The 20,245-nt window shown below is 71.4% G+C and carries 17 protein-coding genes; 4 read left to right on the forward strand and 13 right to left on the reverse strand.

All coding sequences use genetic code 11. The annotated features are described in order from the left end of the window. Nucleotides 1-43: 43 nt before the first annotated feature. The 7 genes from secG to rapZ form a co-directional block, all read right to left on the reverse strand. Nucleotides 44-304, reverse strand: coding sequence for a preprotein translocase subunit SecG (gene secG, locus O7634_RS00150; protein WP_030337344.1), 261 nt, complete (start codon nucleotides 302-304; stop codon nucleotides 44-46). Nucleotides 305-400: 96 nt separating this feature from the next. Further along, nucleotides 401-1,192, reverse strand: a complete 792-nt coding sequence (gene tpiA / locus O7634_RS00155) for a triose-phosphate isomerase (protein ID WP_278148142.1) — start codon at nucleotides 1,190-1,192, stop codon at nucleotides 401-403. 2 nt (nucleotides 1,193-1,194) lie between these two features. After that, nucleotides 1,195-2,394 carry a phosphoglycerate kinase gene (locus tag O7634_RS00160; RefSeq protein ID WP_278148143.1) on the reverse strand — a complete coding sequence of 400 codons (1,200 nt, stop codon included), beginning with the start codon at nucleotides 2,392-2,394 and terminating at the stop codon, nucleotides 1,195-1,197. Further along, nucleotides 2,391-3,395, reverse strand: coding sequence for a type I glyceraldehyde-3-phosphate dehydrogenase (gap, locus tag O7634_RS00165; protein WP_278148144.1), 1,005 nt, complete (start codon nucleotides 3,393-3,395; stop codon nucleotides 2,391-2,393). Before gap ends, O7634_RS00160 begins: the two co-directional genes overlap by 4 nt. Before the next feature lie 267 nt (nucleotides 3,396-3,662). Beyond that, nucleotides 3,663-4,643, reverse strand: a complete 981-nt coding sequence (gene whiA, locus O7634_RS00170) for a DNA-binding protein WhiA (protein WP_030337350.1) — start codon at nucleotides 4,641-4,643, stop codon at nucleotides 3,663-3,665. 54 nt (nucleotides 4,644-4,697) lie between these two features. Then, nucleotides 4,698-5,789 carry a 2-phospho-L-lactate transferase CofD family protein gene (locus O7634_RS00175; RefSeq protein ID WP_278148145.1) on the reverse strand — a complete coding sequence of 364 codons (1,092 nt, stop codon included), beginning with the start codon at nucleotides 5,787-5,789 and terminating at the stop codon, nucleotides 4,698-4,700. After that, nucleotides 5,786-6,688: an RNase adapter RapZ gene (gene rapZ, locus O7634_RS00180; protein ID WP_278153812.1), complete on the reverse strand. Its 903-nt coding sequence runs from the start codon at nucleotides 6,686-6,688 to the stop codon at nucleotides 5,786-5,788. Before rapZ ends, O7634_RS00175 begins: the two co-directional genes overlap by 4 nt. A 240-nt stretch (nucleotides 6,689-6,928) precedes the next feature. Here rapZ and O7634_RS00185 point away from each other — a divergent pair, with 240 nt between their 5' ends. Both O7634_RS00185 and recQ read left to right on the forward strand, forming a co-directional pair. Continuing rightward, a complete protein-coding gene (locus O7634_RS00185; protein WP_278148146.1) occupies nucleotides 6,929-7,273 on the forward strand; it encodes a hypothetical protein in 345 nt (114 codons plus the stop codon). 75 nt (nucleotides 7,274-7,348) lie between these two features. Continuing rightward, complete coding sequence (gene recQ, locus O7634_RS00190) at nucleotides 7,349-9,190, forward strand: DNA helicase RecQ (RefSeq protein ID WP_278148147.1); 1,842 nt, start codon at nucleotides 7,349-7,351, stop codon at nucleotides 9,188-9,190. A 57-nt stretch (nucleotides 9,191-9,247) separates the two neighbouring features. On the opposite strand, the gene O7634_RS00195 is transcribed toward recQ, so the two are convergent. The 5 genes from O7634_RS00195 to rsgA form a co-directional block, all read right to left on the reverse strand. Beyond that, the gene (locus O7634_RS00195; protein ID WP_278148148.1) at nucleotides 9,248-9,910 is read right to left on the reverse strand and encodes a C39 family peptidase; all 663 of its coding nucleotides are present in this window, start codon (nucleotides 9,908-9,910) and stop codon (nucleotides 9,248-9,250) included. A gap of 932 nt (nucleotides 9,911-10,842) precedes the next feature. After that, on the reverse strand, nucleotides 10,843-12,828 hold the full coding sequence (gene uvrC / locus O7634_RS00200; RefSeq protein ID WP_278148149.1) for an excinuclease ABC subunit UvrC: 1,986 nt from the start codon (nucleotides 12,826-12,828) through the stop codon (nucleotides 10,843-10,845). A 182-nt stretch (nucleotides 12,829-13,010) separates the two neighbouring features. After that, nucleotides 13,011-13,493 (reverse strand): Rieske (2Fe-2S) protein, encoded by a 483-nt coding sequence (locus tag O7634_RS00205; protein WP_278148150.1) that lies wholly within the window; start codon nucleotides 13,491-13,493, stop codon nucleotides 13,011-13,013. Nucleotides 13,494-13,656: 163 nt separating this feature from the next. Continuing rightward, nucleotides 13,657-16,602 (reverse strand): excinuclease ABC subunit UvrA, encoded by a 2,946-nt coding sequence (gene uvrA / locus O7634_RS00210; protein ID WP_278148151.1) that lies wholly within the window; start codon nucleotides 16,600-16,602, stop codon nucleotides 13,657-13,659. A gap of 179 nt (nucleotides 16,603-16,781) precedes the next feature. Further along, nucleotides 16,782-17,855: a ribosome small subunit-dependent GTPase A gene (gene rsgA / locus O7634_RS00215; protein WP_278148152.1), complete on the reverse strand. Its 1,074-nt coding sequence runs from the start codon at nucleotides 17,853-17,855 to the stop codon at nucleotides 16,782-16,784. Between the two features lie 180 nt (nucleotides 17,856-18,035). On the opposite strand from rsgA, the gene O7634_RS00220 reads away from it, so the two are divergent. After that, on the forward strand, nucleotides 18,036-18,752 hold the full coding sequence (locus O7634_RS00220; RefSeq protein ID WP_278148153.1) for a maleylpyruvate isomerase family mycothiol-dependent enzyme: 717 nt from the start codon (nucleotides 18,036-18,038) through the stop codon (nucleotides 18,750-18,752). A gap of 7 nt (nucleotides 18,753-18,759) precedes the next feature. Next, on the forward strand, nucleotides 18,760-19,413 hold the full coding sequence (locus O7634_RS00225) for an MBL fold metallo-hydrolase (protein WP_278148154.1): 654 nt from the start codon (nucleotides 18,760-18,762) through the stop codon (nucleotides 19,411-19,413). Between the two features lie 192 nt (nucleotides 19,414-19,605). On the opposite strand, the gene O7634_RS00230 is transcribed toward O7634_RS00225, so the two are convergent. Beyond that, complete coding sequence (locus O7634_RS00230; RefSeq protein ID WP_278148155.1) at nucleotides 19,606-20,214, reverse strand: VTT domain-containing protein; 609 nt, start codon at nucleotides 20,212-20,214, stop codon at nucleotides 19,606-19,608. Nucleotides 20,215-20,245 lie beyond the last annotated feature (31 nt).

Consider the following 20,245-nt stretch of genomic DNA (forward strand, 5'->3'; position numbering starts at 1 on the left):
GAGTGACGGACCGCGCGCAGATTGTACGACTTGACGAGCCTGCTCAGGCGCCGCTGTTCATCTGGAGGCGTAGCCAGAGCCCGAGCCCGACGATCGCGGCGAACCAGACGACGCTCACCAGGACGGTGTAGCGGTCCAGGTTCTTCTCCGCGACCGAGGAGCCGGCGAGGCTGGAGCTGACGCCACCACCGAACATGCTCGACAGACCGCCACCCTTGCCGCGGTGCAGCAGGATCAGCAGCGTGAGCAGAATGCTCGTGATGACCAGCAACACGATCAACGTGTATGCGAACCAGATCGGCATGGCTGGGGTCAGTTCCTCTCGTAGCGATCCTCGCCCGGTCTGATCGGGCACGGTGGCACCGACCGGCGGACGGGCGGTGTCAAGGATACCGAGCGATCAGCGAACGAGGTGCTCCGGGAACCTGCAGATCTGCGCGAATTCCTCCGCGTCCAGGCTGGCGCCCCCCACCAGGCCCCCGTCCACGTCCGGCTGGGCCATGATCGAGGCGACGTTCGACGCCTTGACCGAGCCGCCGTAGAGGACGCGTACCTGGTCGGCGGTCTCCTGGTCGAAGCGTTCCGCCAGTCGCTGCCGGACCGCCCCGCACACCTCCTGGGCGTCCTCCGGGGTCGCGGTCTTGCCCGTGCCGATCGCCCAGACCGGCTCGTACGCGATCACGACCTGCCGCACCTGCTCGGGGGTGAGCCCGGCGAGGCCACCGTCGAGCTGGTCGGAGCAGTGCGCCACGTGGGTGCCCTGCTCGCGGACGTCCAGCCCCTCCCCCACGCAGAGGATCGGCGTCAGGCCGTGCGTCAGCGCCGCCTTGACCTTGGCGTTGACGAGCGCGTCGTCCTCGTGGTGGTAGGCCCGCCGCTCGGAGTGCCCGACCACGACGTACGTGCAGCCCAGCTTGGCCAGCAGCGGGCCGGAGATGTCCCCGGTGTACGCGCCGGACGCGTGCGGGGAGAGGTCCTGCCCGCCGTAGCCGATCAGCAGCTTGTCCCCGTCCACGGCGGTCTGCACGGTGCGCAGGTCGGTGAAGGGGGGCAGCACGACCGTCTCGACGTCGGTCAGCTGCTTCTCGGTGAGGCTCGCCGCCAGCTTCTGCACCAGCAGGTTGGCCTCGAGGTGGTTGAGGTTCATCTTCCAGTTGCCGGCCATCAGCGGCCGGCGGGTGGTGCTCGCCATGTTCATTTCTCCAGGGCCGCGATGCCGGGGAGGGTCTTGCCCTCGAGGTATTCCAGGGAGGCGCCACCGCCGGTGGAGATGTGCCCGAAGGACGACTCGTCCAACCCGAGGGCACGGACCGCCGCCGCGCTGTCACCGCCACCGACGACGCTGAACGCGTCGGCCTTGGTGATCGCCTCGGCGACCCCCCGGGTGCCCGCCGCGAAGGCCGGCATCTCGAACACGCCCATCGGCCCGTTCCAGAAGATGGTCTTCGCCTGGGACAGCGCGGCGCTGAAGCCGGCCACCGTCTCCGGGCCGACGTCCAGGCCGAGCCGGTGGCTCGGGATGCCGTCGACGCGGACCGTGTCGTGCGCGGCGTCCGGGGCGAACGCGTCCGCCACCACCACGTCGACCGGAAGCATGATCTTGCCGCCGGAGCGCTCCAGCAGGTTGCGGCAGGTCTCGACCATGTCCTTCTCCAGCAGCGAGGTGCCCACCTCCAGGCCCTGGGCCTTGAGGAAGGTGAAGCACATGCCACCGCCGATGAGCAGCCGGTCCACGGTGGGCAGCAGCGCCTCGATCACCGCGAGCTTGTCGGACACCTTCGACCCGCCGAGCACCACCACGTACGGTCGCTCCGGGTCGCCGGTCAGCTTCGACAGCACCTCGACCTCGCGCAGCACCAGTCGGCCCGCGACGTGCGGCAGCCGCGCCGGCACGTCGAAGACGCTCGCGTGCTTGCGGTGCACCGCGCCGAACGCGTCGTCCACGTACGCGTCGCCGAACGCGGCGAGCTGGTCGGCGAAGGCGCCCCGCTCGGCTTCGTCCTTACTGGTCTCGCCCGCGTTGAAGCGCAGGTTCTCCAGCAGGGCAACCTGACCGTCGGCCAGGTCGGCGACGGTGGCGCGGGCCGACTCGCCGACGGTGTCGGTGGCGAAGCGCACCGGCGCTCCGAGCAGCTCACCGAGCCGCCCGGCGACCGGGCTGAGGCTGAACTGCGGGTCCGGCGCGCCCTTCGGGCGGCCCAGGTGCGAGCAGACGACCACCTTCGCGCCGGCCTCAACCAACGCGCCGAGGGTCGGCAGCACCGCGCGGATGCGGCCGTCATCAGTGATCGCACCGGTCTGCTTGTCGAGCGGGACGTTCAGGTCGGCGCGCACCAGCACGCGCCGACCCGACACCCCCTCGGCGAGCAGGTCGTCGAGGGTCCGGATGCTCACAGTGAGCTACCGACCAGCTTGACCAGGTCGACGAGGCGGTTGGAGTAGCCCCACTCGTTGTCGTACCAGCCGACGACCTTGACCTGGTTGCCGATCACCTTGGTCAGCGGCGCGTCGAAGATGCACGACGCCGGGTCGGTGACGATGTCGGCGGAGACGATCGGGTCCTCGTTGTAGACCAGGATGCCCTTGAGCGGGCCGTCCGCGGCGGCCTTCAGCGCGGCGTTGACCTCGTCGACGGTGGTCTCGCGGCCGACCTCGACGGTCAGGTCGGTGGCCGAGCCGGTCGGGATCGGCACCCGCAGCGCGTACCCGTCGAGCTTGCCCTTCAGCTCCGGCAGGACCAGGCCGATGGCCTTCGCGGCGCCGGTGGAGGTCGGCACGATGTTCAGCGCGGCGGCGCGGGCCCGGCGCAGGTCCTTGTGCGGCGCGTCCTGGAGGTTCTGGTCCTGGGTGTACGCGTGGATCGTGGTCATCAGACCCTTGGTGATGCCGAACGTGTCCTGCAGGACCTTCGCCATCGGGGCCAGGCAGTTGGTGGTGCACGAGGCGTTGGAGATGATCGTGTGCTTCGCCGGGTCGTACTGGTCGTGGTTCACGCCCATGACGACGGTGACGTCCTCGTTCTTCGCCGGGGCGGAGATGATGACCTTCTTGGCCCCGCCGTCGACGTGCGCCTTGGCCTTGGTGGCGTCGGTGAAGAAGCCGGTCGACTCGATGACGACGTCCGCGCCGACCTCGCCCCACGGCAGCGCCGCCGGGTCCTTCTCGGCGTACGCCTTGATGGTCTTGCCACCGACGGTGATCTCGTCGGCGGTGGCCTTGACCTCGTACGGCAGACGACCCAGGATGCTGTCGTACTTGAGCAGGTGGGCGAGCGTGCCGTTGTCGGTCAGGTCGTTGACCGCCACGACCTCGATGTCGGCGTCGGACGCCAGCACTGCCCGGAAGAAGTTACGGCCGATTCGGCCAAAGCCGTTGATGCCAACCCGGATGGTCACAGGTCCCATCTCCTCGCGTTCTGGTCCGCCGGCTTCTCAGAACGGTCCGGCGGGAATGGTGTGCGCCGACCGTTTGGAGCCGGCCGTCGACGGTTCATCTCGGCCACCCCGCCGCGCGGTCTGAGGACCTGACCGCCCGAGGCGGTGGGCACGACGAGAAGTGCCGGTGTCGGCCCCCTTGCCGTACTCAGCGACCCTATCCGAGCGTGCGAGACCACGCTGCGCCGGGGCGTGCTCCCGGGCGCACCGTACGGCCCCACCGTCCTATCAGACCACGAGCATGTCGGGCGTGACTGCCGCTTCGGTATCCGGGATGCCGAGGTCCCGGGCGCGCTTGTCGGCGAGCGCCAGGAGCCGGCGGATCCGGCCGGCGATGGCGTCCTTGGTCAGCGGGGGGTCGGCCAGCGCGCCCAACTCCTCCAGCGACGCCTGGCGGTGCTCCAGGCGCAGCCGCCCGGCGTCGGTCAGGTGGTTGGGCGCCTCGTCGGCGAGGATCTCCAGGGCGCGGGTGACCCGGGCGGCGGCGGCGACCGCGGCGCGCGCCGAGCGGCGCAGGTTGGCGTCGTCGAAGTTGGCGAGCCGGTTGGCGGTGGCGCGCACCTCGCGGCGGACCCGGCGTTCCTCCCAGGCCAGCACGCTGGAGTGCGCGCCGATGCGGGTGAGCAGTGCGGCGATGGCGTCACCGTCCTTGACGACCACCCGGTCCACCCCGCGTACCTCGCGGTTCTTGGCGGTGATGCCGATGCGGCGGGCCGCGCCGACCAGCGCCAGCGCGGACTCGGGCCCCGGGCAGGTGATCTCCAGCGCGCTGGAGCGGCCGGGTTCGGTGAGCGAGCCGTGTGCCATGAACGCGCCCCGCCACGCGGAGACCGCGCAGCAGACGTTCGCCGCCACCACGTGCGGGGGCAGCCCGCGCACCGGGCGGCCCCGCACGTCGAGCAGGCCGGTCTGCCGGGCGAGGGCCTCGCCGTCCTTGACCACGCGCACGATGAAGTGGCTGCCCTTGCGCAGCCCGCCGGAGGCCAGAACGTGGATCTCGCTCGGGTAGCCGTAGACCTCGGCGATCTCCCGCCGCAGCCGTCGGGCCACCGCCCCGGTGTCCAGCTCGGCCTCCACCACCACCCGACCGGAGACGATGTGCAGCCCGCCCGCGAAGCGCAGCAGCGCGGCCATCTCCGCGCGCCGACAGCAGGGCTTGGGCACGTCGACCCGACTCAGCTCGTCCTTGACCGCGGCCGTCATCGCCATTGTGCGTCCCCTCACGGACCTGTTCCGGCGTGTCGCCGGAGATTACGTACGTGTCTAACGATCGGAGCCCAGGACAGGCACCAGCGCGGCGCCCAGGGCAGCGGGATCATGGCGGGGAGTGCCGTCGATGACCGCGACGGGGGCGAGGACCAGGCGGGCGCCCAGCGATTCTGCCGCACGTTCGACCGGTTCGGGGTCACCCACCGCCTTGGCGTCGGCGAGCACGAGATCCACCTTGAGTTCGGGCAAATACCAGTGCAGGGCCGCTAGGTGGTCGGCGACGGAGAGCCCGAGGGTCTCCTTCTCCGCGGCGAGGTTGAGCGTGACCAGCCTCCGGGCCGAGGTGGACACGATCGCGTCGGCGAGCTGCGGCACCAGCAGGTGTGGCAGCACGCTCGTGTACCAACTCCCCGGTCCGAAGATCAACCAGTCCGCCGCGCGGATGGCCTCGATGGCCTCGGCGCAGGCCGGCGGGGCGCTCGGGGTGAGTCGCAGCGACTCGACCCGACCCGTGGTGACCGCCACCTGGTGTTGACCGCGCACGGTGCGCACCTCGTCCGGGGCGGCCGGGTCGGCGCCGCGGACCCGGGCCTCGATGCCGACCGGCTGGCGGGACATCGGCAACACCCGGCCCACCGCGCCGAGCATCGCGCCGGCGTGCTCCAGCGCGGCCACCGGGTCGCCGAGCAGCTCCATCAGGCCGCAGAGCACCAGGTTGCCCACCGCGTGCCCGGTCAGCCCGTCGCCGCCGGCCGACGCGCCGTCGGTGCCACGCGGGCCAGCCCCGTCGGTCCCGCGCGGGCCGCCGCCGGACCGGTCCGGGTCGTCGCCGGCAGCCGGGGCCGCGTCGACCGCCCCCGTTGCGGGTACGCCCGCCGGCACGGCGGCGAAGCGGTGCTGGAACAGCCCGGCGCTGCGCCGGGTGGCCGGATGGTCCCCCGCCAAGGCCACCAGCGCCTGCCGCAGGTCACCCGGGGGCAGTCCACCCCGCTCGGCGCGGAGCCGACCGCTGGACCCCCCGTCGTCGCCCACCGTCACCACGGCGGTGATGTCGAGGTCGAGTTCGGGGGCGCAATGGCGCAGCGCGCGCAGGGAGGCGGACAGCCCGTGCCCGCCGCCGAACGCCACGACCCGCCGGGACGTCATTCCCGCCCCAGGTCGCGGTGCTGGGCGTTGGCCGCCAGGCCGGAGTGGCGCAGCCGGCTGGCCAGCTCCTCGGCGATGGCCACGCTGCGATGCTTGCCACCGGTGCAGCCGACCGCGACGGTGAGGTAGCGCTTGCCCTCCCGCTCGAATCCGGTGGTGGTGGCGTTGACCAGGTCGGCGTACGAGGCGACGAAGGCGTCCGCGCCCTCCTGACCCAGCACGTACGCGCTGACCGCCTCCTCCCGTCCGGTGTGCTCGCGCAGCTCCGGCACCCAGTACGGGTTCGGCAGGAAACGGGCGTCCAGCACGAAGTCGGCGTCCGGCGGCAGGCCGTACTTGAAGCCGAAGGACAGCACAGTCACCCGCAGCCGCCGGGCGTCCTCGCCGCCGAACAGCTCCTCGATGCGCCGCCGGAGCTGGTTGACGTTCAGGTGGCTGGTGTCGATGATCACGTCGGCCTGGTCGCGCGCCTCCTCCAGCAGGCCACGCTCCACGGCGATGCCGTCGGCCAGCCGCCCGTCGCCCTGGAGCGGGTGCGAACGGCGGACGCTCTCGAACCGCCGGATCAGCACCTCGTCATCGGCGTCGACGAACACCACCCGGGGTGAGAACCCGCGGTCCCGCAGTTCTCGGATGGCTCCGGCCAGATCGGTGAAGAAGGCCCGCGACCGGACATCCAGCACCATCGCCGTACGCCGGGCCGCTCCGCCGGCCTTGAACGCCAGCTCGGCCATGTCCAGCATCAGTGCCTGCGGCAGGTTGTCGACCACGTAGTAACCGACGTTCTCCAACGCCCGGGCGACGGTGCTACGGCCACCCCCGGAGACGCCGGTGACCACCACGAGAGTGGTCTCCGACTCGGTCGCCACCTGCCCGTCGCCGACAGCCCGGTCGTCCATCCGGTCACCGGACGTGCGCGCCTCGCTCACCCGTACCCCCAAGCCGTGGCGCCGCGGCCGCCATCGGCCGCGATTGGTCAATCAGCGACTCTATCCCGCCACCAGGCCGTGGCCGGGCACCCGTGGCCGGACGGGGGCAACCGTCACGCTCCCGACAGTCGGCGCACTTGATGACGATCAGTAATCGTCTATACGCTTCGTGTGATCACCGCAGGTCACGGTCGACTTTTGGAGGGTGCGATGCACGACCTGGCGGACAAGAACAAGTACGTCGGCTTCCTGTTCATGCGAATCAGCCCCGAGTACTTCGCCCTCGGCCGCGAGGGCATCCACGAGATCTCCGCCGAGCACGCCCGCGACCTGGGCCGGTTCGCCAAGCAGCTCACCCACGTCGTGACGACCGGGGTGAACGGCACCTACGACCAGGTCACCATCGTCGAGGGCGACACCCTGGAGGAGATCAACGCGGCGGCAACCGCGTTCCGGATGGGCAACAAGGCCCGCTACATCGAGATCGTCGACATCGTGGTCGGGATGAAGGCCCCGCCGCGCGGGCTGGCCAACCGGTCCAGCCAGCCCGGCTGACCGCCCCGCCCGGCGTACCCGACCGCACGGGTGCGCCGGGCGGGCGCTGTCGGGGTGGGCTCGTAGACTCCCCGGATGGCCTCTCCCACCGACCTGCGTGCCGCCTCCGGCGCCCTCGATGCGCTGCGCCGGGTGTTCGGCTACGACGCGTTCCGAGGGTTCCAGCAGGACGTGATCGACCACGTGGTCGCCGGCGGTGACGCGTTGGTGCTGATGCCCACCGGTGGTGGCAAGTCGCTGTGCTATCAGATCCCCGCGCTGGTCCGCGACGGGGTCGCCGTCGTCGTGTCCCCGCTGATCGCGCTCATGCAGGACCAGGTCGACGCCCTGACGGCGGTCGGCGTCCGCGCCGGTTTCCTCAACTCCACCCAGAGCCTGGACGCCCGGCGCCGGGTGGAGGCCGCCTTCGTCGCCGGTGAACTGGACCTGCTCTACCTGGCTCCGGAAGGGCTCGGCGTCCGGTCCACCCTCGCCCTGCTGGACAGGGGGCGCATCGCCCTGTTCGCGATCGACGAGGCGCACTGCGTGTCCCAGTGGGGGCACGACTTCCGCCCCGACTACCTGGCGCTGTCGATGCTGCACGAACGGTGGCCCGACGTGCCCCGCATCGCGCTGACCGCCACCGCCACCAGCGCCACCCGCACCGAGATCGCCAGCCGGCTCAAGCTCGACGACGCCCGGCACTTCGTGGCCAGCTTCGACCGGCCCAACATCCAGTACCGGATCGTGCCCAAGCGGGAACCGCGCAAGCAACTGCTGTCCCTGCTGCGCGACGAGCACCCGGGCGACGCCGGCATCGTCTACTGCCTGTCCCGCGCCTCGGTGGACAAGACGGCGGAGTTCCTCACCGCCAACGGCATCCCCGCGCTGCCCTACCACGCCGGGCTGGACGCGGGCACCCGCGCCGCCAACCAGCAGCGCTTCCTGCGCGAGGACGGCCTGGTCATGGTGGCCACCATCGCCTTCGGCATGGGCATCGACAAGCCCGACGTGCGGTTCGTGGCCCACCTCGACCTGCCCAAGTCGGTCGAGGGCTACTACCAGGAGACCGGCCGCGCCGGGCGGGACGGCCTGCCGTCCACCGCCTGGCTGGCGTACGGCCTGCAGGACGTGGTCCAGCAGCGCAAGATGATCGACACCTCCGACGGCGACCTGGCCCACCGCCGCAACCTCGCCGCGCACCTGGACGCGATGCTCGCCCTCTGCGAGACGGTGCGCTGCCGCCGGGTCCAGATGCTCGAATACTTCGGCGAGACCACGGCGACCGCCTGCGGCAACTGCGACACCTGCCTCACCCCGCCGGAGTCCTGGGACGGCACCGTCGCCGCGCAGAAGTTGCTGTCCACCGTCTTCCGCCTGGACCGCGAACGCAACCAGCGGTTCGGTGCCGGGCACTGCATCGACATCCTGCTCGGCAAGCAGACCGACAAGATCAGCCAGTACGGCCACGACTCGCTCACCGTCTTCGGCATCGGCGCCGAGCTGAGCGAGGCGGAGTGGCGCGGCGTGGTCCGGCAGCTCCTCGCCGAAGGGCTGCTCGCTGTCGAGGGCGACTACGGCACGCTGGCGCTCACCGACGCGAGCGCCGACGTCCTCGGTCGCCGCCGCACCGTCACCATGCGCCGCGAGCCGGAGAAGCCGGCATCGAGCCGCTCGTCCAAGCCGCGCGGCGCGTCCACCGTCGTGGCCGAGCTGACCCCGGCCGCCGCGTCCGTCTTCGAGCGGCTGCGCGGCTGGCGGGCGGCCACCGCCAAGGAGCAGGGCGTCCCCGCGTACGTGATCTTCCACGACGCCACGCTGCGCCAGATCGCCAGCGACGCGCCGAGCACGCTCGCCGAGCTGTCCCGCGTCAGCGGTGTGGGCGAGAACAAGCTCGCCAAGTACGGCGACCAGATCCTGGCCGTCCTCTCCGAGTGACCACGTGCCGAAGGGCCGGGCCCCGGGTGGGGTCCGGCCCTTCCTTCGTGGTGGTGCTTAGCTGGTGGCGTAGCCGCGGGTGGCGATCCAGTCGGCGAGGTGCTCGACGGTGATCTGGTAGGAGGCGGTGTCCGGGTCGGCGGAGTCGGCGATCGTGACGACGTTGCCGTTGTCGCGGTAGCCGGTGACGCTGATGTAGTGCCCGCCCTCGAACGAGTGCGTGTTGCCGTCGGTGTCGGTGGTGGTGCCGGCGATGTTGGCCACCACAGCCCGACCGTCGTCGACGGTCTTGACGATGTCGGCGCGCAGCGTGTCGGTCTGCGCCGCGTCGGCGTCGGGCTTGCTGATCTCGACCGAGTGGTACGCGTCGGCCTTACCGGTCTCCTTGTTCAACACCGGCGTGATGTCGTTGATCGAGTTCGTGCCGGCCTCGGTCGTGCCCATCTCCTTGGCCATCGCGTCCACGCTGATGTCCTTGCCCTGCACACTCAGCGCGTTACGGGCAGCGGCCGGGCCGCAGTAGTAGAAGTTCGGCTGCGCCTCGTAGCGCACGCCGAGCTGACGCTCACCATGCCCCTGACGGTCGGCGACCGTCTGGGTGGTGGGCCTGGCGGTGCTCTGCGCGGCGAACGCGGTCGTGACGGGGCCGACGATGGCCCCACCGGTGAACGCGAGACCGGCAGCGGTCAGAGCGGTCCTACGAATCAGATCGGTACGCATGATGGCGTGCTCCTCTGCTTCATTCGGGGGAAAGAACCCGCACGCTGTGATCGGGGGGGCGTGCGGGGGAAGATCGGTGCTGGCGCCCGGCGGCCCTGCGGTGGGGCCGGCATCGGGACCCTGTGCAACGACACCCGACCGGGGCTCATTCCCAGGCCCGGGATGGTGCGACGGGCGCGGGTGGCCGGTGGCCGCTGTTCGGGGGATGTAACCGAGGCGGCCTGGCCGGTGTTCCCGGCGGCTGCCCCGCGCCATCGACCTACCAGTCGCGGCGGCGTGCCAGGTATAACGACCCCGCCCCGGCGGGGATTCCACCGCCCGGGTGACCCCGTCCACAGGACGAGCCCTCTGCAAAACCGGTCAAATGACCCAGCCAGGCAACCCGCGCCCCGGCTACCCGGACGAACCGCCCAGTCGGGCAGTCTCACATACCGGCCCACTCACGTGATCCACTCGGGGTTCCTGGAAGTTGGGCCCTCCGGCTTGGGCGGATGGCCCGGTTTCAAAGAATCCGAGTCGATCACGTCGTCTGACTGTTCCAGGTCGACCAGGCCCGGCGCGCCGACGCGCGCACGTCCGGGTGGTTCGTGTCCGGGGCGGTTCGTATCCGCGCGCTTCGTGTCCGCGCGCTTCGTGTCCGGTTCCCTAACACCCAGCCGGGCCTTCCCGTCCGGCCATGGCCGCGCCTGCTGGATGACCCACTCGGGTTCCTGAAAGTCGGGCCCACCAAGCGTGCGCGACGGCCCGACTTCCCAAAAGACGAGTCGATCACGCCGGCCGTCCGAGCGCTTCCTGTCCGGGCGCGGCAACCCTGTTCCGTCATCCACGCGCGCTCCCGCGAGCCGGGCCTCCCGGGTCCACAGGAAGACGCGGCCTCCCTCAACCCGAGACGATCACGCCGCCGGGCCACAGCGCCGACAGGGCGCGCGGGATCAGGACCCCGAGGTCGACTCCGCGCCCTCGTTGGCGGCGCCCTGGTCGAGGGCGGCCTGGATCGCCTCGGCCGTACGGCGACCCACCCCGGGCACCTCGGTGATCTCGTCGACGCTCGCCGCGGAGAGCCGCTTGAGTGACCCGAAGTGACGCAACAGCGCCTTGCGTCGTACCTCGCCGAGGCCGGGCACGGTGTCCAACGCCGATTCGGTCATGCGCTTGGACCGGCGTTGCCGGTGGAAGGTGATGGCGAACCGGTGCGCCTCGTCACGCACCCGTTGTAGCAGGTAGAGGCCTTCCGAGGTGCGCGGCAGGATGACCGGGAACTCGTCGTCCGGCAGCCACACCTCCTCCAACCGCTTGGCCAACCCGCACAGCGCCACGTCCTCGATGCCCAGGTCGGCCAGGGCCTGGGCGGCGGCCGCTACCTGTGGGGCGCCGCCGTCGACGACCACCAACTGCGGTGGGTACGCGAACTTTCGCGGCCGACCGGTGGTCGGGTCGATCAGGACACCGACCTGCGGCTCGGCCGCTTCCTCCGGGGCGGTCGGGTCGTCGGCCGACTCCACCCCCACCTCACCTGTCTCGGCCCGGGAGTCCAGGTATCTGGCGAAACGCCGACGCAGCACCTCGGACATCGCGGACAGGTCGTCGGTGGCGCCCCGGACGATGAACCGCCGGTATTCGCTCTTGCGGGGCAGCCCGTCCTCGAAGACCACCATGCTGGCGACCACGTCGGTGCCCTGGATCTGCGAGATGTCGAAACACTCGATGCGCAGCGGTGAGGTGCGCATGCCCAGCGCCTCGCTGATCTCGTCGAGCGCCTTGCCCCGGGTGGTCAGGTCACCGGAGCGCTTCAGCTTGTGCCGGGCCAGCGCGTCCTTGGCGTTGCGCTCCACCGTCTCCAGCAGCGCCCGCTTGTCGCCGCGCTGCGGCACCCGCAACGACACCCGGCTGCCCCGGTGGTCGGAGAGCCATTCGGCCAACGCGTCCGCGTCCGCGGGCAGCTCGGGCACCAACAGCTCACGGGGCACGTCGCCCTCGCCGTGCTCACCGCCGTACACCTGGGTGCAGAAGTGGTGGACCAGGTCTCCGGTGGTCAGGTCCTCGGTCTTCTCCACCACCCAGCCGCGCTGGCCACGGACCCGGCCGTCGCGGACGTGGAAGACCTGCACCGCCGCTTCGAGGGGGTCGTCGGCGAACGCGACCACGTCGGCGTCCGTGCCGTCGCCGAGCACCACCGTCTGCTTCTCCATGGCCCGGCGCAGCGCGGCCACGTCGTCGCGCAGCCGGGCGGCCCGCTCGAACTCCAACTGCTCGCTGGCCTCGGTCATCTCACGTTCGATCTTGCGGACCATGGTGTCGGTCCTGCCGGCCATGAAGTCGCAGAACCCGTCCACGATGGCCCGGTGCTCGTCTGCCGAGACGGTGCCGACGCACGGCGCCGAACACTTGCCGATGTAGCCCAGCAGGCACGGGCGGCCCACCTGCCCGGCCCGCTTGAACACCCCGGCGGAGCACGTCCGGGCGGGAAACACCCGCAGCAGCAGGTCGAGGGTTTCCCGGATCGCCCAGGCGTGCGAGTACGGACCGAAGTAGCGCACACCCTTGCGCTTGGCGCCGCGCATCACCTGCAACCGGGGGTATTCCTCGTTGAGGGTGACGGCGAGGTACGGATACGACTTGTCGTCGCGGTAACGGACGTTGAACCGGGGGTCGTACTGCTTGATCCAGGTGAACTCCTGCTGGAGCGCCTCGACCTCGGTGCCGACGGTGATCCAGTCCACCGACTCGGCGGTGGTGACCATCTGCCGGGTGCGCTCGTGCAGGTTCCACACGTCGCCGAAGTAGGAGTTGAGCCGACTGCGGAGGTTCTTCGCCTTGCCGACGTAGATCACCCGGCCGGTGCCGTCGCGGAAGCGGTAGACCCCGGGCGCCTCCGGGATGGTGCCAGGTGCGGGGCGGTAGGTAGAGGGGTCAGCCACGCCAGCAAGCCTAGTCCGCGGCACCGACAGCCCTACGCAACCTCTAGATCGACTCGGTTTCCGGGAAGTCGGGGTGTCGCCGTGTCACGAACACCCCGACTTCCTGAAACGCGAGTCGATCAACCGGCCGGGCAGACGCCTCACCGACCGGCCACCCGGCAGGACCGGCCTCGCCGCGCGGGTCAGGCCAGCGAGATCTGGTCGCCGGTGACCTTGATGTCCCTGGGCGGCAGCGGCTTCGTCGCCGGGCCGGCCTTCACCGAGCCGTCCTCGATCGAGAACTTGCTGCCGTGGCAGGTGCAGTTGATGGTGCCGCCGTCGATGTTCGACACCGGGCAGTTCTGGTGCGTACAGATCGGGCTGAAGCCCTTGAACTGGCCGGCGGTGGGCTGGGTGATCACCACGCCCTCGGCGGCCAGGATCTTGCCGCCGCCGACCGGGATGTCGGCGGTGGTGGCCAGCGACTGGGCGTTCTGCCGGTCGCCGCCGCCGGCGTCGCCGGTGCTGGGCACGGCCGGGCCGCCGCTGGTGGGGGCGTCGCTGCCGCCGCCGTCGTCACTGCCGCAGGCCGCCAGGACGACAGCCGCGCCGACCGCCCCGACGCCGGTGAGCAGGGTACGACGGGTCTGCGTGCCCGGACCGGTCAGCGCCTGATCGTCACTCATGCCTCGCCTCTCTCTAGCCCGCTGCGCCGGTCGGACGCCGGCCACACCTCTCCACACGCGCAACTGTGCCGGATGGTTCAGGGCGGCACCCGGTCGACCCGGCAAAAGGCGCGGGGCGGGGTCGTCATCCGACCCGCCCCGCCCACGAACACGCAGAGAGAGGTCAGCGCGCGCCGGCCGCCACCTTACGGCCGGCCCGTGCCTTGGTAGCGCCGTTGGCCTTGGCGGCACGGCTGGTGGCGGCAGCCGCGCCCTTGGCCTCGCCGTCGAGCTTGAGCACCTGGCGCAGGAACTGACCGGTGTGGCTCTCCGCCACCTCGGCGACCTCCTCGGGGGTGCCGGTGGCGAGCACTGTGCCGCCCCGGTGACCGCCCTCCGGGCCCATGTCGATCAGCCAGTCCGCCGTCTTGATCACGTCGAGGTTGTGCTCGATGGTGATCACCGTGTTGCCCTTGTCGACCAGCCCTTCCAGCACCATCAGCAGCTTGCGGATGTCCTCGAAGTGCAGACCGGTGGTCGGCTCGTCGAGCACGTACACCGTCCGCCCGGTGGAGCGCTTCTGCAGCTCGGAGGCGAGCTTGACGCGTTGCGCCTCGCCACCGGAGAGGGTCGGCGCCGGCTGGCCGAGGCGTACGTAGCCCAGGCCCACGTCGACGAGCGTCTTGAGGTGCCGGTGGATGGCCGGGATGGCGGAGAAGAACTCCGCCGCCTCCTCGATCGGCATCTCCAGCACGTCCGAGACGGTCTTGCCCTTGTAGTGCACCTCCAGGGTCTCCCTGTTGTACCGGGCGCCCTTGCAGACCTCGCACGGGACGTACACGTCGGGCAGGAAGTTCATCTCGATCTTGATCGTGCCGTCGCCGGAGCAGGCCTCGCAGCGCCCGCCCTTGACGTTGAACGAGAACCGGCCCGGACCGTAGCCACGGACCTTCGCCTCGGTGGTCTCGGCGAAGAGCTTGCGGACGTGGTCCCAGACCCCGGTGTAGGTGGCCGGGTTGGAGCGCGGCGTCCGGCCGATCGGCGACTGGTCCACGCCGACGACCTTGTCCACGTGCTCCAGGCCGGAGACCCGCGTGTGCCGGCCGGGCACCAGCCGGGCGCCGTTGATCTGGTTGGCCAGCACCGCGTAGAGGATGTCGTTGACGAGCGTCGACTTGCCCGAGCCGCTGACCCCGGTGACCGCGATCAACTGACCCAGCGGGAACGAGACGGTCAGGTTGCGCAGGTTGTGCTCCCGCGCGCCGTGCACCACCAAATCCCGGCCCGCGGTCTGCGGGCGGCGCGACGTCGGCGTCGGGATCGACCGGCGCCCGGACAGGTACGCCCCGGTGATCGACTCCTTGTTCTTCAGCAGCGCCGGGACCGAGCCGCTGTGCACGATCCTGCCGCCGTGCTCACCCGCGCCGGGCCCGATGTCGACGATCCAGTCGGCGACCCGGATGGTGTCCTCGTCGTGCTCCACCACGATCAGCGTGTTGCCCAGCCCGCGCAGCCGGATCAAAGTCTCGATCAGCCGGTGGTTGTCGCGCTGGTGCAGCCCGATCGACGGCTCGTCGAGCACGTAGAGCACGCCCACCAGGCCGGAGCCGATCTGGGTGGCCAGCCGGATGCGCTGCGCCTCGCCGCCGGAGAGCGTGCCGGCCGGGCGGTCCAGGGAGAGGTAGTCCAGACCGACGTCGAGCAGGAACCGCAGCCGGGCGTTGATCTCCTTGAGCACCCGCTCGGCGATCAGCTTCTGCCGGTCGGTCAGCTCGATGCCGGCCAGCAGGTCGGCGCACTCCCCCACGGACAGGTTGCAGACCTCGGCGATGCTCTTGCCCGCGAGGGTGACCGCGAGCACCTCGGGCTTGAGCCGGGCGCCGCCGCACGCCGCGCACGGCACGTCGCGCATGTAGCCCTCGTACTTGTCGCGGGACCACTCGGACTCGGTGTCGGCGTGCCGGCGCTCGATCCACTGCACCACGCCCTCGAAACCGGTGTAGTAGGAGCGCTCGCGACCGTACTTGTTGCGGTATCGCACGTGCACCTGATCGTCGGAGCCGTGCAGGATCGTCTTCTGCGCCCGCGCCGGCAGCGCCCGCCACGGGGTGTCGACGTCGAAGTGCTGGGACTCGCCGAGCGCCTCCAGCAGGCGCAGGAAGTATTCCAGGTTGTGCCCGGTGGACCAGGGCTGGATGGCGCCCTCGCGCAGGCTGCGCTCCGGGTCGGGGACCAGCAGCTCCGGGTCGACCTCCTTCTTGGTGCCCAGGCCGGTGCACTCCGGGCACGCGCCGTACGGCGCGTTGAAGGAGAACACCCGGGGCTCCAAGTCCTCGATGGCGAGCGGGTGGTCGTTGGGGCAGGCCAGGTGCTCGGAGTAGCGGCGCTCCCGGTCCGGGTCGTCCTCCGGCAGGTCGACGAAGTCGAGCAGCACCAGGCCGTTGGACAGGCCCAGGGCGGCCTCGACCGAGTCGGTCAGTCGCTGCTTGGCGCTCGGCTTGACGGTCAGCCGGTCGATCACCACCTCGATGGTGTGCTTCTCCTGCTTCTTGAGCTTCGGCGGCTCGGTCAGCGGGTGCACCACGCCGTCGACCCGGGCGCGGGCGTAGCCCTTGGCCTGCAACTCGGCGAAGAGGTCGACATATTCGCCCTTGCGGCCACGGATGACCGGGGCGAGCACCATGAACTTGGTGCCCTCGGCCATCGCGAGGACGCGGTCGACGATCTGCTGCGGGCTCTGCCGGGAGATCCGCTCACCGCAGACCGGGCAGTGCGGCTCGCCGATGCGGGCGAAGAGCAGGCGCAGGTAGTCGTAGACCTCCGTGATGGTGCCGACTGTCGAGCGCGGGTTACGCGAGGTGGACTTCTGGTCGATCGAGACGGCCGGGCTGAGGCCCTCAATGAAGTCGACGTCGGGCTTGTCCATCTGACCGAGGAACTGCCGGGCGTACGACGAGAGCGACTCGACGTAGCGCCGCTGCCCCTCGGCGAAGATCGTGTCGAAGGCCAGGCTCGACTTGCCCGACCCGGACAGCCCGGTGAAGACGATGAGTGCGTCCCGGGGCAGGTCGAGACTGACGTCACGCAGGTTGTGCTCGCGCGCGCCACGGATTAGCAGTCGGTCGGCCACGATGCGGGTACTCCCGAAAGAAGACGAAGCAAAGGTTGTGTCCCGCTCTGGGTGGTAATGAGCGGTCGTACGGGCGCGGAAAGCACGCCTCGGCAACTCTAGCCCCGAGGTACGACACTTTCCCTCGCCCGCACATTCCCCCAGCTCAACCCGGTCGGCCGCGCCGCCCGTCACCAGCGTCAGAAGCCCCCGGGGGTCGGCGGCCGGGTCGCCCGCCGCCGGGCCGAGCGCCAGCCGCCGCGCCGCTCCGCCGCCGTCCGGGCCTCCCGTCGGCGGCTCTCGTGGGCGACCTCCCCCTGCAGTCGCCGCCAGCTCTCCCAGCGGCGGGTGGAGAGCTCACCGCTGTGCAGCGCCTCCCGCACCGCGCAGGCCGGCTCGCCGTCGTGGCCGCAGTCGGCGTACCGGCACCCCTCGGCCAGCCCCGCGATGTCGGCGAACGCCCGGTCCAGCCCGGCCACGCCGTCGAGGAGTCCGACCGCCCGTACACCGGGAGTGTCGATCACCGCGCCGCCGCCGGGGATCGGTACGAGCGCCCGCCAGGTGGTGGTGTGCCGACCCTTGCCGTCGACCCGCCGGATCGCCTGGGTCGGCATCAGCACCGCCCCGACGAGGGCGTTGACCAGGCTCGACTTGCCGGCCCCGGAGGGCCCGAGCAGACCGAGCGTGCGGCCGGGCGCCACCTCGGCGCGCAGCGGGTCGAGCCCGACGCCGCGCTCGGCGCTGACCGGCAGCACCGGCACCCCGGGAGCGACCGCTGCCAACTGGCGGGCCAGCGCCGCCGGGTCGGCCGCCAGGTCCGCCTTCGTCAGGACGACGAGCGGCCGGGCGCCCGAGTCGTGGGCCACCGCGAGCAGCCGCTCGATCCGGCCGACGTCCGGCTCGGGGTGCACCGGTTCCACCACGGCGGCGGCGTCGAGGTTGGCGGCCAGCACCTGCCCGCTGGCGTCCTTGCCGGCGGTACGCCGGATCAGCGCGGCCCGCCGGGGCAGCACCACCTCCACCGTCACGCGGCGGTCCGGCCAGTGGGTGAGCAGCACCCAGTCCCCGGCGCAGGGCAGCGCGGACGGGTCTGCGGCGGCGGCGGCGGCGAACACCGCCCCGCCGAGGCTGGCGCGGACCGGACCCGCGGCGGTGAGCACCGTGCAGACCCCCCGGTCCACCCGGGCCACCCGACCCGGGTGCTGCTCGCCGCGTCGTTCGGCGTACGCCGCCCGCTCGGCGTCCCAGCCCAGGGCGGTCAGATCGATAGTCATGGCATCCTCATCGGTGTCGAAGCTGGTGATGGCGGAACACGCGTGCCACGTCCGGCATGATCACCACCCCCCGCCCGATGTCCCGGTGCCGCGTCTGCCGCTGACGGTAGGTCGCGCGCCGACGCGCCGAAAGCGAATTCCTCGGCGACGCCGCGACGGGTTCACCGCTAGGGTCTACGGGTGACCACGGACCCGCTGCTGCTGATGGGCGAGGTGGACGCGGCCACCAGCCGGCTCCTGCGTACCGCCGGGTCCTTCGACGCGGCGGGCCTGGCCGCCGCGTCGCTGCTGCCCGGCTGGACTCGCGGCCACGTGCTGGCCCACCTGGCGCGCAACGCCGACGGTTTCGTCAACCTGCTCACCGCCGCCCGCACCGGGGAGGCGCTGCCGATGTACGCCTCGGTGGACGCCCGCAACGCGGACATCGAGGCCGGCGCGGGCCGGCCGCCGGCCGCGCACCTCGACGACCTGCGACGCACCGCGGACCTGTTCGCCGGGGCGGTCGCGGCGATGCCGGTGGAGGCCTGGGCGGCGACGGTGCAGGCGCGTCTCGGCCCGTGGCCGGCGGCGCTGCTCGTCTGGGGCCGCCTGCGCGAGATCGAGGTGCACCACCTCGACCTGAGCGCCGGGTACGGCCCCACCGACTGGTCGGAGACGTTCGCCCACCGGCTGCTGCGGGAGACGGCCAGTCATCACGCCATGCGGTCGACACCGCCGTCGATGGTGTTACGCGCCGACGGCAGTGGGCATGAGGTGGTGATCGGGGACCGCGTCGGCGCCCCGATCGTCGCCGGTCCCGTTCCCGACCTCGCCGCCTGGCTGATCGGCCGGGCCGACGGCGCCGCGCTCTCCGTCACTCCCGACGGTCCCCTACCCACTCCACCGGAATGGATCTGAACACCTCATGACTTACAGCGGAGACGTCACCCCCGGCGGCGCGCCGGCGGTGCGGGAGCTGGACGGGCTGACCATCAGCAAGCTGTCGGTGGGCCCGATGGACAACAACGCCTACCTGCTGCGCTGCGCCAGCACCGGCGACCAGGTGCTGATCGACGCCGCCAACGAGGCGCCCCGGCTGCTGGAGCTGATCGGCGACGGCGGGCTCGCCGCGGTGGTCACCACCCACCAGCACATGGACCACTGGGTGGCGCTGGAGGAGATCGTCGCCAAGACCGGCGCGCGGGCGCTGGTGCACGCCGACGACGCGGCAGGGCTGCCGATCGAGGCCGAGCGGCTGGCCGACGGTGACACCGTGCCGGTCGGCGACTGCGCGCTGGAGGTCATCCACATCAAGGGGCACACCCCGGGCTCGATCGCGTTGCTCTACCGCGACCCCGCCGGCACCCCGCACCTGTTCACCGGCGACAGCCTGTTCCCCGGTGGCGTCGGCAACACCGACAAGGACCCGGAGCGCTTCGCCGCGCTGATCGACGACGTCGAGCACAAGCTGTTCGACCAGCTGCCGGACGAGACCTGGTTCTACCCGGGCCACGGCGGCGACAGCACCCTGGGCGCCGAACGCCCCGCCCTCCCCCAGTGGAGAGCAAGAGGCTGGTAACCAGCCTCCGACAGGGGCGACCCCACGTTCACTGAGAACCCCGAAAGATCAAACCCCACCGGCTGCTGGCGGCACGGACGGACGCCACGGCACGGGGGCGGGGGCCTGCCGTGCCCGGCGGAGGGATCAAGCCTGACCGCCCGGAGCCGGGCACGGCAGGCTCCCGCCCACCACCGCAACCACCGCAACCCCTCAAGAAGCGACAGCGAACAACCGACGCCGAGCCCCCAGCAGGACGACAGACGCCAGCACCATCCCGACCCCCATGGTGACCAGCAGCGGGCTGGGCGCACCGGGTAGCAGCCCGGCCAGCGTCCGGGACGCGGTGCCGAGGGCGAGGTAGAGACCGGCCCAGGCGGCGGCGCCGAGCGCCGCGCAGCCGAGGAAGCGACGGTACGACATCCGCAGCCCACCGGCGGCGAGTGGCAGCAGCGCGTTGAACACGGGCAGGAAGGGCGCGACGACCATCATCCGGCCCCCGCCACGACGCAGGATTCCCTCGGCCGCCGCCCAGCGTGTCTCGCCGATCCAGCCGCCGATCCGGCTCTGCCGCAGCCGATCGGAGTAGCGGCGGCCGACCAGGAAGCTCAGTGACCAGCCGGCGAGGCAGCCGACCAGCACCGCGGCGAAGGTGGCCAGCCCGGTGGTGGGGCGGCCCACTCCGACGGCCGCCAGGATCGCGACGTCGCCGGGGACCAGGACACCCAGCAGCGGTACGGCGTCGAAGAGCATGACGAGCCCGAGCGCCGCCATCAGCAGCACAAGCGGTAGTTCGCCGATCTGGGCCAACCATTGCGTCATGCTCCGACGCTATGACCGCCGCGCCACCGCG

This window comes from Micromonospora sp. WMMD1120 (genome assembly GCF_029626235.1).
Taxonomy (GTDB): domain Bacteria; phylum Actinomycetota; class Actinomycetes; order Mycobacteriales; family Micromonosporaceae; genus Micromonospora.

What these genes read in the sequence shown, in the direction of transcription:
- secG (WP_030337344.1), bottom strand. Translation starts at nt 304, where the DNA reads ATGCCGATCTGGTTCGCATACACGTTGATCGTGTTGCTGGTCATCACG.
- tpiA (WP_278148142.1), bottom strand. Translation starts at nt 1,192, where the DNA reads ATGGCGAGCACCACCCGCCGGCCGCTGATGGCCGGCAACTGGAAGATG.
- whiA (WP_030337350.1), bottom strand. Translation starts at nt 4,643, where the DNA reads ATGGCGATGACGGCCGCGGTCAAGGACGAGCTGAGTCGGGTCGACGTG.
- O7634_RS00175 (WP_278148145.1), bottom strand. Translation starts at nt 5,789, where the DNA reads ATGACGTCCCGGCGGGTCGTGGCGTTCGGCGGCGGGCACGGGCTGTCC.
- rapZ (WP_278153812.1), bottom strand. Translation starts at nt 6,688, where the DNA reads ATGGACGACCGGGCTGTCGGCGACGGGCAGGTGGCGACCGAGTCGGAG.
- O7634_RS00185 (WP_278148146.1), top strand. Translation starts at nt 6,929, where the DNA reads ATGCACGACCTGGCGGACAAGAACAAGTACGTCGGCTTCCTGTTCATG.
- recQ (WP_278148147.1), top strand. Translation starts at nt 7,349, where the DNA reads ATGGCCTCTCCCACCGACCTGCGTGCCGCCTCCGGCGCCCTCGATGCG.
- O7634_RS00195 (WP_278148148.1), bottom strand. Translation starts at nt 9,910, where the DNA reads ATGCGTACCGATCTGATTCGTAGGACCGCTCTGACCGCTGCCGGTCTC.
- O7634_RS00205 (WP_278148150.1), bottom strand. Translation starts at nt 13,493, where the DNA reads ATGAGTGACGATCAGGCGCTGACCGGTCCGGGCACGCAGACCCGTCGT.
- rsgA (WP_278148152.1), bottom strand. Translation starts at nt 17,855, where the DNA reads ATGACTATCGATCTGACCGCCCTGGGCTGGGACGCCGAGCGGGCGGCG.
- O7634_RS00225 (WP_278148154.1), top strand. Translation starts at nt 18,760, where the DNA reads ATGACTTACAGCGGAGACGTCACCCCCGGCGGCGCGCCGGCGGTGCGG.
- O7634_RS00230 (WP_278148155.1), bottom strand. Translation starts at nt 20,214, where the DNA reads ATGACGCAATGGTTGGCCCAGATCGGCGAACTACCGCTTGTGCTGCTG.